Annotated in this window: 12 protein-coding genes; 5 read left to right on the top strand and 7 right to left on the bottom strand. The window is 59.3% G+C overall.

Features of this window, described 5'->3' with window-relative positions:
• Nucleotides 1-89: 89 nt before the first annotated feature.
• Nucleotides 90-1,073 carry a POTRA domain-containing protein gene (locus PHT20_RS15600; RefSeq protein WP_301021241.1) on the bottom strand — a complete coding sequence of 328 codons (984 nt, stop codon included), beginning with the start codon at nt 1,071-1,073 and terminating at the stop codon, nt 90-92.
• A gap of 142 nt (nt 1,074-1,215) precedes the next feature.
• Between PHT20_RS15600 and dacB the strand changes: the two genes are divergently transcribed.
• The 4 genes from dacB (at nt 1,216) to PHT20_RS15580 (ending at nt 4,986) form a co-directional block, all read left to right on the top strand.
• Nucleotides 1,216-2,658 carry a D-alanyl-D-alanine carboxypeptidase/D-alanyl-D-alanine-endopeptidase gene (gene dacB, locus PHT20_RS15595; RefSeq protein WP_366520944.1) on the top strand — a complete coding sequence of 481 codons (1,443 nt, stop codon included), beginning with the start codon at nt 1,216-1,218 and terminating at the stop codon, nt 2,656-2,658.
• Nucleotides 2,659-2,701: 43 nt separating this feature from the next.
• Entirely contained in the window at nt 2,702-2,956 is a 255-nt protein-coding gene (locus tag PHT20_RS15590; RefSeq protein WP_301021240.1) for a SemiSWEET transporter, read from the top strand.
• 138 nt (nt 2,957-3,094) lie between these two features.
• Nucleotides 3,095-4,267 (top strand): SGNH/GDSL hydrolase family protein, encoded by a 1,173-nt coding sequence (locus PHT20_RS15585; protein ID WP_301021239.1) that lies wholly within the window; start codon nt 3,095-3,097, stop codon nt 4,265-4,267.
• Nucleotides 4,268-4,293: 26 nt separating this feature from the next.
• Nucleotides 4,294-4,986: an OmpW family outer membrane protein gene (locus PHT20_RS15580; RefSeq protein WP_301021238.1), complete on the top strand. Its 693-nt coding sequence runs from the start codon at nt 4,294-4,296 to the stop codon at nt 4,984-4,986.
• 58 nt (nt 4,987-5,044) lie between these two features.
• Here PHT20_RS15580 and PHT20_RS15575 read toward each other — a convergent pair whose 3' ends face one another.
• The 3 genes from PHT20_RS15575 to purE are packed head-to-tail and all read right to left on the bottom strand — an operon-like array spanning nt 5,045 to nt 7,873.
• The gene (locus PHT20_RS15575; protein ID WP_301021237.1) at nt 5,045-6,127 is read right to left on the bottom strand and encodes an L-threonylcarbamoyladenylate synthase; all 1,083 of its coding nucleotides are present in this window, start codon (nt 6,125-6,127) and stop codon (nt 5,045-5,047) included.
• A gap of 49 nt (nt 6,128-6,176) precedes the next feature.
• Nucleotides 6,177-7,382 (bottom strand): 5-(carboxyamino)imidazole ribonucleotide synthase, encoded by a 1,206-nt coding sequence (locus PHT20_RS15570; protein WP_301021236.1) that lies wholly within the window; start codon nt 7,380-7,382, stop codon nt 6,177-6,179.
• Entirely contained in the window at nt 7,379-7,873 is a 495-nt protein-coding gene (gene purE, locus PHT20_RS15565) for a 5-(carboxyamino)imidazole ribonucleotide mutase (RefSeq protein ID WP_300088370.1), read from the bottom strand. The genes PHT20_RS15570 and purE overlap by 4 nt, the downstream gene beginning before the upstream one ends.
• Before the next feature lie 36 nt (nt 7,874-7,909).
• On the opposite strand from purE, the gene trxA reads away from it, so the two are divergent.
• On the top strand, nt 7,910-8,866 hold the full coding sequence (gene trxA, locus PHT20_RS15560) for a thioredoxin (RefSeq protein WP_301021235.1): 957 nt from the start codon (nt 7,910-7,912) through the stop codon (nt 8,864-8,866).
• A 226-nt stretch (nt 8,867-9,092) separates the two neighbouring features.
• Here the strand turns inward: trxA and PHT20_RS15555 are convergent, their stop codons facing one another.
• The 3 genes from PHT20_RS15555 to PHT20_RS15545 are packed head-to-tail and all read right to left on the bottom strand — an operon-like array spanning nt 9,093 to nt 10,816.
• Nucleotides 9,093-10,016 (bottom strand): phosphoribosylaminoimidazolesuccinocarboxamide synthase, encoded by a 924-nt coding sequence (locus PHT20_RS15555; protein WP_301021234.1) that lies wholly within the window; start codon nt 10,014-10,016, stop codon nt 9,093-9,095.
• Nucleotides 10,017-10,052: 36 nt separating this feature from the next.
• Nucleotides 10,053-10,451, bottom strand: coding sequence for a PIN domain-containing protein (locus tag PHT20_RS15550; protein ID WP_301021233.1), 399 nt, complete (start codon nt 10,449-10,451; stop codon nt 10,053-10,055).
• On the bottom strand, nt 10,448-10,816 hold the full coding sequence (locus tag PHT20_RS15545) for a type II toxin-antitoxin system VapB family antitoxin (protein WP_301021232.1): 369 nt from the start codon (nt 10,814-10,816) through the stop codon (nt 10,448-10,450). The genes PHT20_RS15550 and PHT20_RS15545 overlap by 4 nt, the downstream gene beginning before the upstream one ends.
• Between the last annotated feature and the right edge of the window lie 35 nt (nt 10,817-10,851).

The following is a 10,851-nucleotide window of genomic DNA, read 5'->3' as shown; positions in this document are numbered from 1 at the left end:
TAGGCGTGCCAAGTTAGTTATCGGGATGCTCGCTCCCAAAGAATTTTCTCGGCATCGACCCCGTCACCTCCACCCTAGAGTTTCTTTCATCATCCGGGGCGTCGGCTTGGATTCATGACAGTTAGTGTGACCGGGCGGGTGGTCAGGTCAGGCACCAAACTGGCGGCACTGCCCAATGGGGTAACACTGCTGCCATAGGCGCGCTGGTCTAGGCCGATGCTGAGCGCGTGTTGCAGCTCGGCCGTGGCATCGAAGTTGTGTGTGTAACGCGCGCCCAGCATGGTGCCGCTGCCGCTGATAGCCAGGTCTGGCCCGCCACCGGCTTGTGCCACTTGACCAGAGTCCACGTTGGAGCTGCTCATATTGATGTCCAGCGCGTCGCCCAGGGCATACAACGGCACGCGGTAGCCCAGCCCCAAAATGCGCACCGCACTGAGGTGGTCTGGGCTGGTCATGGCCTGCAAAGACAGGCTATGGTCGCGATTGAACAGGTTGGCGTTTTGGTAAATCAGGCCGGTGCGGTAAAGCCCAGTAGAGGTTGAACCGGTGTTGTCCAAAGTGGCCAGCCAACGCACCGGGTTGTCAGCACTGAGCTTGACGGTGGCATCTACATCGCGGCTGTTGGCGCTGCGCTTGAAGGTGACTTGGGTCACCTTGATGCCAGACTCGTTGGCTAGCATCAGGTTGCGGTTGAGCTCATGGATGTTGACAGTTTCACTCAAGCGCAAAGCCGGCAGGGAATGGCGCACATTGTCTGCGTCAAAAAAGGCATTGGGGTCAACCTGCACCTCGCCCAAGACGCCTTCAACCACCTGCAGCGTGACCACCCCCGAGTCAAGCTCTTGCTCCGGGATTTCAACCCGCACCGAGCCGTAACCCGCGTTCAGGTAGGCTTTTTCCAAAGACTCCAAGGCCAGCTGAATAGTCTCAAAACTGGCGTCAGACCCGGTGTGCGTTTGGGTTGACAACCGAACCACCTCGGGGCTGAGCAAGGTATTGCCTTGCACCTTGTAGCCTTTGATTGAGAAGCTGGTGGCCTGTTGCCCCCAAGCTGCTACGCTCAGCAAAGACATTGCCACTGCGCTTACCCAAAGAACCGCTGGATTTCTCATGCCCCTGCCCTCTCATTGCTATGCTCAGTTCAGTCTTGCACACACAAGACCCAAGCTCATTCTAGGCACTCTTATTGGTAGAGTACAGCCTGAATGGGCTGGTTTGATTCGCAAGTCAGCTCGACTTTGGAGCCTGGTTTTTGGCTGCTGGCTGATGAGCATGGCGGCGTTGGCTCAAACTTTGCCCACTGCATTTCAAACTGCCCTGGCGCAAGCCAAGGTACCCCACGCGGCAGTGTCTTTGCTGGTGACAAGCGTCGATGCCGAACAGGCACCACGTTTGCAGCACCGCACAGACATCCCCATGAACCCCGCCTCGGTCATGAAGCTGGTCACCACCACGGCTGCGCTTGACCTGCTGGGGCCTGCTTATGTGTGGCGCACTCCGGTGTGGCTGGACGGCGTGGTGGAAAACGGTGTGCTCAAGGGCAACCTGGTCATTCAAGGCCAGGGCGACCCCAAGCTGGTGCAAGAGCGCCTGTGGCTGTTGCTGCGCCGGGTGCAAGGCCTGGGTGTGCAACGCATTGCTGGCCACATCGTGTTGGACAACCAGGCCTTTGCCGTGCCCGCAACCAACCCCGCTGACTTTGACGGCGAGCCCCTGCGCCCCTACAACGCCAGCCCAGACGCACTGCTGCTGAACTTCAAAGCCCTGGTGCTGACCTTCACGCCAGATGCCCGCCAGGGCGTGGCGCATGTGCAAATCGACCCGCCACTGGCCGGTGTGCTGCTGCCCACCCAGGTGCCACTGTCCAAGTCAGCTGCTTGCGGCGACTACCGGGCTGGTTTGAGAGCCGACTTTTCCGCCCCCTCGCGCATTCGATTGGATGGCCAGTACCCCGCTGCATGTGGCGAAAAAATCTGGCCGGTGGCCTACGCCGACCCGGCCAGCTACAACGCCCGCGCCATGGAAGGCTTGTGGCGCAACATGGGTGGGCAGCTGGACGGCAGCGTCATCAGCGGCGTGGCGCCCGCTGCACCCCCGAGCTTTGAACTGGCGTCACCCACCTTGCTGGAGATGATTCGCGACATCAACAAATTCAGCAACAACGTGATGGCGCAGCAGGTGTTTTTGACACTGGGTTTGGCTCCGCCTGGCAACGGCGCGCAGCCCACCAGCCCATGGGCTGTGGCCACGCCAGACACAGCGCGCTTGGCCGTGCGCCAATGGTGGCAGCGCCGCATCAGCGCCAGCGATGTGCCCACCCTTGACAACGGCTCGGGGCTATCGCGCCACACCCGCATCAGTGCAGCACAGTTGGGCTTGCTGCTGCAAAAAGCTTACGCCTCGCCCACCATGCCCGAGCTGATGTCGTCCCTGCCTGTGGTGGGCGTAGACGGCACCTTGAAACGCAGCCGCGCCAGCTTGGCCAGCGCCCACCTAAAAACCGGCAGCTTGCGCGATGTGACCGCACTGGCTGGCTACGTGCTAGGGCAAAGTGGCCAACGCTATGTGCTGGTGGCCATGGTCAATCACCCCAATGCGGCCGCGGCCAGACCGGCACTGGACGCGTTGATCGACTGGGTGGTGATGGACAATCACTAACCGCCTTCCGCACTTTTGCCCGCGTTACCCAGCCCCCAAAAACATGACCCTGACCGACCTGATTGGCACGCTTGCCGCCATCCTGACCACTGTGAGCTTTCTGCCACAAGCGCTGCACACCTTTCGCACCAAAGATGTCAGAGGCATCTCATTGGGCATGTACAGCGTGTTCACGCTGGGTGTGGCCTTTTGGCTGGCCTACGGTTTGCTGCTGCAGGCCTGGCCAGTGGTCATTGCCAACTTTGTCACGCTGGCACTGGCCAGCGCCATTTTGATCATGAAGCTGCGCTACAAGTAACCCCGTCACCCTCCGCCACAGCGCACAGATGCTCGCGCACGCACGGGTTTACCCCACTCATCACACCAGCCCTTAAGGGGTAGGATTTGCAACTGGAAAATAGTACGGTCGTTCTTTTTACTTTCTTGGAGACATTCGATGAGGCAATTCAAAGTTTTAGGCGTGGCCATGGCCACGGCGTTGTTGGTGGCTTGTGGTGGCGGGGGGGGTGATGGGAATCAAACGCCGCGCGTGTCCATCACCTCAGTCAAAGTGATGGGAGACAGCTTGGCGGACAGCGGAACCTTCTCTGCACTTCCCGCGGGTTCTGGTTATGGCCGAATTTTTGGCGTACAGGGCAGTACATCCAAGATATTCTCTGAACTCACAGCAGCCTCATACGGCATTTCTAACTTGTGCAACTTTTACCAGTTCACCGGTACCACCTTTATCGCCAACCCAACCGCTGGCTGCACCAGTTACGGTGTGGGTGGGGGGCGCGTCAACCCTGGCGCGGACAAAGGTGGCGCTGCGTCGCCCTTATCGATTGTCAAACAGTTGACTGATGCCGGTACAGGCAAAACTTATCTGGCTAGCGATCTGTTGCTGATTGACGGGGGTGGCAATGATGCAGCTGATTTGGTGGGCGCATATTTAAATGCTGCCAAAGACAGTGGTGCAGCATTCATGACCATGCTGGGCTCAATCCCAGGGGTCGCATTGCCAACGGGCGCTGCCGGTTTTCCAGCCGCTGGCATTTCTTACATGACAGCAGTGGCCAACACCTTGTTTGACGCGGTTCAAACCCACGCCTTGAACAAGGGCGCCACGCATGTAGCAATCATCAATGCGCCGGGCATTCTGAAAACGCCACGCTTTCAAATGGTGCTTGACAGCATTTCGGCGGCCTACGGCGGTGGCACGGCAGGTGCCACCGCCCGGGCACAGTCTGAGGCCTTGTTCACCAGTTGGGTGGTGGCGTTCAATACCCAACTACAGGTCCGTGCTACCGGCGAAAGCCGGGTGGTGTTGGTGGACTTGTACAGCAACTTCAACGACTACATAGCCCACCCTGCCGACTACGGCCTGACCAATGTGACCACGCCAGCATGCCCTGCCACCGGCGTGGGCACAGACGGCTTGCCCACCTACAACTTTGAAACCTGTACCGACACCGCACTGTCAGCCATGACACCACCCGCTGGTGCAACCGGAGGTGCAAATTGGTGGACCACTTATGCTTTCTCAGACGGCTTTCACCCCACCCCGGCGGTCTACAAACTGGCCAGTCAGCTACTTAACCGCAGCCTGATTCAAGCCGGATGGCTTTGAACAGACTCTTTAAACAAGGAATCATCATGACAAAACATAGTTTCAAGTGGGCCATGGCGGCAGCACTTATCGGTCTGTCTGCTCTTGCCCAGGCCCAATCCGCTGGCACCTGGATGGTGCGGGCAGGTGCCACCACCATCGAACCCTCTAATCCCAGTGGCAACCTCAGTGCTCCAGCTTTTTTTGTCTTGCCAAGAACTGGTGCAGGCAGTCAAACCAACACGGGCGCTGACACCCAACTGGCCGGCGGCGTCACTTACATGTACACCGACCATCTCTCGGTAGACGTGCCGCTTGCACTGCCCTTCAAACACAAGCTTTATGGGGCGGGAGCTATTGCTGGCGTGGGGCAAATCGGTGAAGTGCAAGCCTTGCCCATGACCATATTTTTGCAATACCGCTTCATGGAAGCCACTGCCAAATTCCGCCCATACGTCGGGCTAGGCCTCACTTACGCTTACTTTTTTAACGAACAAGGCAGTGGCACCTTGACCGCCATGACCAACCCTGGAGGAACACCCACCAAGTTGTCCGTTGATTCCAAATTCATCTTGACGCCCCAAATTGGCGCCACCTTTGCCTTCAATGACAAATGGTTTGTGGATGTGTTTTACAGCAAGGCCAGTTTGACCACCAAAACCACACTGTCAACCGGCCAAACTGTCGACGCTGCGCTGGACCCCAGTTCTTACGGCATTGCGGTGGGTTACAAATTCTGAAGCACCACGCTCTGATGCCCAAAGCCCCGCAAGGCGGGGCTTTTTCACATCGGGGGATTCAACTCGCCGCGCGTGCCAAGCGGTCACGCACACCGTCCCATGGGGCGTCATCAGGCAGGCTTTCGATCCAGATCAGCTTGACCCCCTGGTCATCAAACTCGCGCAGCACAGCAAACAATTGCTGCGCTGTCTGGGCGGCATCGGCGGGCATTTGCCTGAAAAGTACATGCCCGCAAGCCTTGGCCGGCAGCGTGCGGCTGTAGACCGCCATGCGGGGGCGAACCACAGAGTCAGCGGGCGCAGTTTGACCCAACAGCTGCAACGCCGTTTGCAAAGCCTGTGCCGTCATCAACCGCACCGTGGCGTTGGGCGCGTAATGTGATTCAAGCGTGCCAGAGGCCTTGGGCGCAGGTTTAGCAAGCGTTAATAGCTCTTCTTTTGTAAGCACTTTCAAACCGCACACCACTTGAACTTGGGCTGGGGTAATGGCACCAGGGCGCAACAGCACGGGCGCGCCACGGGTGCAGTCGATGATGGTGGACTCAATGCCCACTTGGCAGGCACCACCGTCCAAAATCAGCAGCGCAGCGCCAAACTCACCCTGCACATGTGCCGCCGTGGTGGGGCTGACGCGGCCAAACTGGTTGGCGCTTGGCGCGGCCAAGCCCCAGACAGCTTGACGACGCATCAAGTCAGACGCTTCTGGCGTGGTGTCAGCAGACGACAAACCCATCGGCGGCCCCTCCTGTTGCAAAGCCTGCAGCAATGCTTGTGCCACCGGGTGCGCGGGGCAGCGCAAACCAATGCTGGGATTGCCCCCGGCCGCAGCTGTGGCCACACCGGGGCGGCGCGGCAAGATCAGGGTCAAAGGACCAGGCCAAAAAGCTTGCATGAGCTGCTGGGCAAACGCTGGCACGCTGGCGGCGTAATGCGCCACCGCACTGGTATCTGCCACATGCACGATCAGCGGATGGTCGGCTGGGCGGCCTTTGGCTTTGAAGATGTGCGCCACAGCCGCGTCATTGTCAGCATCTGCGGCCAGCCCGTAAACCGTCTCGGTTGGCAAGCCTAACAAGGCTCCAGCCCTTATAGCGCTTGCGCAAGCAGCTATGGATTCAGGTGCATCACCGGGCAAGATCATGGTTCAGACCCTTGCATAAAAAGGGGCTGCCAGCCACCCGCCTGGCACATCAAAATGCCTCAATACCCAAAATCTCAGCCGCCCGCAACGCTGTAACGCGCGCTTGGGCGGACGTGGCTGCGGTCACGGTCAAGTGCCCCATCTTGCGCCCCAGGCTGGCTTTGAGCTTGCCATACAGATGCAGGTGCACGCCGGGCAGCGCCAGCACCTGGTTCCAGGGTGGCGTGGCATCGTCCACCCACAAATCGCCCAGCAGGTTGAGCATGATGGCGGCGCTGTGCTGGCGTGGCTGCGTCAAAGGCAAGCCGGTCAAGGTGCGTACTTGCAGTTCAAACTGAGACACGTCGCAAGCGTCCAGCGTGTGGTGGCCGCTGTTGTGTGGGCGCGGCGCCATCTCGTTCACCACCAGGCTGCCCAGCGCTGCTTGCGCGGGGGTGCCGTCTTGCAGCACAAAAAACTCCACGCACAGCACACCCACGTAGTTCAGTTCATCAGCTATTTTCTTTGTAGCTGCCACTGCTTGATCCGCAAGGGCTAGAGGCATATTTTCCTCATAAGCCTGGGTCACAGCCAAAATGCCGGCACGGTGCAGGTTGACTTGCGGCGCGTAGTGCACGCAAGCCCCGTCCCAGCCACGTGCCAAGATCACCGAACACTCAGAGGCCAGCGGCAACATCTGCTCCAGCACGCAGGGCACGCGCTTCAATTCAGCCCAAGCCTGCGCCAATTCGGCACGGGTCTTGACGCGCACCTGGCCTTTGCCGTCATAGCCCAGACGTGCGGTTTTCAAAATGCCAGGCAACAAATCATCGACCACCGCAGCCAGCTGCTCAGCAGTCTCGATCACGGCATAGGGTGCCACCGGCACACCACTGCGCGCCAGGTGCGCTTTTTCTTTGCTGCGGTCTTGCGCAATGGCCACCGCGTCGGCGCTCGGTGCCGTGGGGCGCGCCGCACCCAGGGTGACCAACGCACCGGCGGGCACGTTTTCAAACTCGGTCGTGACCGCCGCGCAGCGTTGCAGCAGCTGCGTCAGGCCAGTTTCATCCAGATAGTCGGTTTGGATGTGGTAGTGGCTCACCAACCCGGCCGGGCTGATCACATCGGGGTCGAGCACGGCGGTGAAATAACCCATGCGTTGCGCCGCTTGCACAAACATGCGCCCCAGTTGGCCGCCACCCATCACGCCCAGTGTGGTTGGCTGGCCGCTGCCGTTCAGCCCGGTGGCACCGGGCAACAAAATGGGGCCGCTCATAGCTTGGGGGGCAACGTCATGCCGCGTGCCATTTGGGTTTGCTCGGCGCGAAAGTCTTCCAGTTTGGCGCGCAACACAATGTCGTGGTTGGCCAACATGGCCACTGCAAACAGCGCCGCGTTGGCGGCCCCGGCCGCACCAATGGCAAAGGTGGCCACCGGAATGCCCTTGGGCATTTGCACAATGCTGTGCAGCGAATCTACTCCGCTCAAATGTCTGCTGGCCACCGGCACGCCCAGCACCGGCACCGTGGTTTTAGCCGCCAGCATGCCGGGCAAGTGCGCGGCCCCGCCCGCGCCCGCAATGATGGCTTTCAGGCCTCGCCCCACGGCCGACTCGGCATAGGCAAACATGTCATCAGGCATTCTGTGGGCGGACACCACACGCGCCTCATGTGGGATGCTGAAGTGTTGGAGAATGTGGACTGCGTGTTGCATGGTGTCCCAATCTGAGCTGGAGCCCATGAGCACACCGATTTGTGTAGAGTTCATGCCCGAATTTTACGTTTGACCTTGAGAGCCAAAGCCATGATTGAAGTCACCCTCCAAAATTTTGAAACCGACGTGATTGCCGCGTCCATGACCACCCCCATCTTGATCGACTTTTGGGCGCCCTGGTGCGGCCCGTGCAAGTCGCTCGGGCCTATTTTGGAGCAGGTCGAGCTGGAGTACGAGGGCCGCTTTACCCTGGTGAAAATTGACTCCGACGCCGAGCAGCAATTGGCGCAGGCCTTTGGCATTCGCAGCATTCCCACCTGCATTTTGATGATGGGCGGCAAGCCAGTTGACGGTTTCATGGGAGCCCAAACCGCGCCCCAGGTGCGCACGTTTCTAGACAAACACCTGCCCAGCGCAGAAGCCCTGCAAGCCGAAGCCGAGAGCGACGAAGCCCAGGCGCTGCTTGAGTCTGGCGACCCACAGGCCGCGCTGGCGCGCCTGGCCGATGCCCTGGCCAAAGACCCCGGCAACGACGACACCCGGTTTGATTACATCAAAGTGCTGATCGAGCTTGGTGGCCTGGAAGAAGCCGAGGCTGCGCTTGCCCCCAAGCTGACCGAAATTCCACGGCAATTGCGCTTTGAAGCCTTGCTGCAATGGCTGAACGCTATTAAATATGCAGCTACTAACGCATATTCCACATGGTCTATAGAGCAATTTGATGCCAAAATTGCAGAAAACAAACGCGACTTTGACACCCGCTTTGCCAAAGCCAGCCTGCTGATGGCCGTGGGCCAGTGGACGCCCGCCATGGATGAGTTGCTGGAGATCATCATGCGCGACAAAAAGTGGGCTGACGAAGCCCCGCGCAAAGCCATGGTGGCGATTCTGGAGCTGCTGACCCCGCCCAAACCGAAAGCGGCCGCTGCCACGCCAGGCAAGACGGCAGGCGGCATTGAGGTGCTGGGCAAAGCTGCCGTAGACCTTGACCCGCAAGCCGCGCTGGTATCAAGCTACCGGCGCAAGCTGAGCATGATGCTGAACTGACTTTTGACCAAGGGCTGAACCGGCTCAGCACAAGGAGTTGGCGCGCTTGCGCCAGGCGCTGGTTCAGATGAGTTTTCATTTCCTGCCAGTCCAAGCCGGGTTCACCGGCTTGCAAAGCCACATCTCGCTGATGCGCCTGTTGCAGGAGCCCCAAGCGCCACACAGCTGCATTGGTTTTTTGCGCCAATGCCGCTGCCACGGCGTTGTGATGCATGCTTTTGAAATCTCAAACGCCTGTCAACCGCGTCAATGCCTCGTGGTACTTGGCCGAGGTTTTTTCGATCACCTCGCGCGGCAGATGCGGTGCGGGTGGAGTTTTGCTCCAGGGCTTGCCTGCCACTTGCGCGGTTTCCAGCCAGTCGCGCAAAAACTGCTTGTCGTAGCTGGGCGGGTTGATGCCTTCGGCATAGCTCTCGGCCGGCCAGTAGCGCGATGAATCGGGGGTCAGCACCTCGTCCATCAAGATCAGCGCGCCGTCCTTGTCCAGACCAAATTCAAACTTGGTGTCGGCAATGATGATGCCCTTGGTGGCGGCAAAGTCGGCGGCCGCTTTGTACAGCGCAATGCTGGTGTCGCGGATGCGGGTGGCCAAATCCACACCGATCATCTCTACGGTTTTCTCGAAGGTGATGTTTTCGTCGTGGTCGCCCATTTCGGCCTTGGCAGCCGGGGTGTAAATGGGTTCGGGCAGTTTGCTGGCGTTCTTCAGGCCAGCGGGCAGTTTGACACCACACACCGCGCTGTTTTCCTGGTATTCCTTCCAGCCACTGCCGGCCAGGTAGCCGCGCACCACGGCCTCGACCAGAATCGGCCTCAATCGCTTGACCAGCATCGAGCGGCCGGCCACTTGTGGCACTTCTGCGGCGCTGACCACGCTCTCGGGCGCGTCACCGGTGAGGTGAATCGGGCAAATGTTCAGACCTTTGGGGCCGAGCTTGTCAAACCAGAACAGCGCCATTTGGGTCAGCAGCACGCCCTTGCCGGGAATGGGCTGGCCCATGATCACGTCAAACGCGCTGATGCGGTCGCTGGCCACCATCAGGATGCGGTCGTCGCCCACGGCGTAGTTGTCGCGCACCTTGCCGCGCGCCAGCAGCGGCAGAGAGGTGATGTTGGAGGTGTGCAGGGCGGATGTAACGGTGGAGGTCATGGTGTGAATGAATGAAAAATGTCGAAAAAATCAGAGTCAGAAAATCAGTTGGAGTTTAGGTTCGATATGGGCAATAGCTGCAAAATCTCGATCTTGCGCCAGCAGTGGCTCGCTGGCTTCTATCGCGTAAACAGCAATCAGGCAGTCATTGGGGCTACGTACAGTAAAGCCTTGCCAGCGGCAGCGCGCATACAGCAGTGCCGCATTTCTGGACAACGCCCACGGGTCGGCACTGACGAAAGCGGGCATCGTGTCAAGCAGTTCTTGCAACTCATGAAAAATGGACGGTTTGCTGGCACCCTGCAAGACTTCACGGTAAACGACATCGGGCATCCAGACTTTTTCGTCCTCGCGAAAAGCACGTCGCAGTCGCCGATCAGCGGGTGAGTCACTGGCACGCAAAAACTCGATCCAGGCAGACGTGTCAGCAATCATGCATCTGCCACTTGTGATTTATTGGCAGGTTTTTGACGTGACGCCTTAACTGGCTTGGCCACGGCAGCAACAGACTGTGTGAGCAACGCGTCGCTTTGCTTCTCAACAGCGATGCGCGCCTCTTCAAATGTATGCCACCCGCGACGCGCCAGCGCCTCTGGTGTCAAACCATAAGGGCCACGGGGGTCGTAATCCGGGTCAAGCACATCGGCGCCGCGCAGTGCCAGCAAACCTGAGTAATCTGGCTTGCGCACAAACGCACGCAAAGCCGCTTCCACCGCTGCTTTTTTGGTACTCACACCCGCGCGCAACATGGCTTGGGCGATAAGGTCGTCGTCAATCACGATGTTGGTTCGGGTGTTCACGGGGGTCCTTGCTTGCGTTGCTTGCGGTTGATTCT

Origin of the sequence: Rhodoferax sp. (genome assembly GCF_028715765.1) — a bacterium.
Classification (GTDB): Bacteria; Pseudomonadota; Gammaproteobacteria; order Burkholderiales; family Burkholderiaceae_C; genus Rhodoferax.
This window is presented reverse-complemented; position numbering and strand designations above follow the sequence as displayed.

Bases quoted from the DNA above. Each gene is read 5' to 3' on its own strand.
- PHT20_RS15600 (WP_301021241.1), bottom strand. From the start codon at position 1,073: ATGTCTTTGCTGAGCGTAGCAGCTTGGGGGCAACAGGCCACCAGCTTC.
- PHT20_RS15590 (WP_301021240.1), top strand. From the start codon at position 2,702: ATGACCCTGACCGACCTGATTGGCACGCTTGCCGCCATCCTGACCACT.
- PHT20_RS15585 (WP_301021239.1), top strand. From the start codon at position 3,095: ATGAGGCAATTCAAAGTTTTAGGCGTGGCCATGGCCACGGCGTTGTTG.
- PHT20_RS15580 (WP_301021238.1), top strand. From the start codon at position 4,294: ATGACAAAACATAGTTTCAAGTGGGCCATGGCGGCAGCACTTATCGGT.
- PHT20_RS15575 (WP_301021237.1), bottom strand. From the start codon at position 6,127: ATGATCTTGCCCGGTGATGCACCTGAATCCATAGCTGCTTGCGCAAGC.
- PHT20_RS15570 (WP_301021236.1), bottom strand. From the start codon at position 7,382: ATGAGCGGCCCCATTTTGTTGCCCGGTGCCACCGGGCTGAACGGCAGC.
- purE (WP_300088370.1), bottom strand. From the start codon at position 7,873: ATGAACTCTACACAAATCGGTGTGCTCATGGGCTCCAGCTCAGATTGG.
- trxA (WP_301021235.1), top strand. From the start codon at position 7,910: ATGATTGAAGTCACCCTCCAAAATTTTGAAACCGACGTGATTGCCGCG.
- PHT20_RS15555 (WP_301021234.1), bottom strand. From the start codon at position 10,016: ATGACCTCCACCGTTACATCCGCCCTGCACACCTCCAACATCACCTCT.
- PHT20_RS15550 (WP_301021233.1), bottom strand. From the start codon at position 10,451: ATGATTGCTGACACGTCTGCCTGGATCGAGTTTTTGCGTGCCAGTGAC.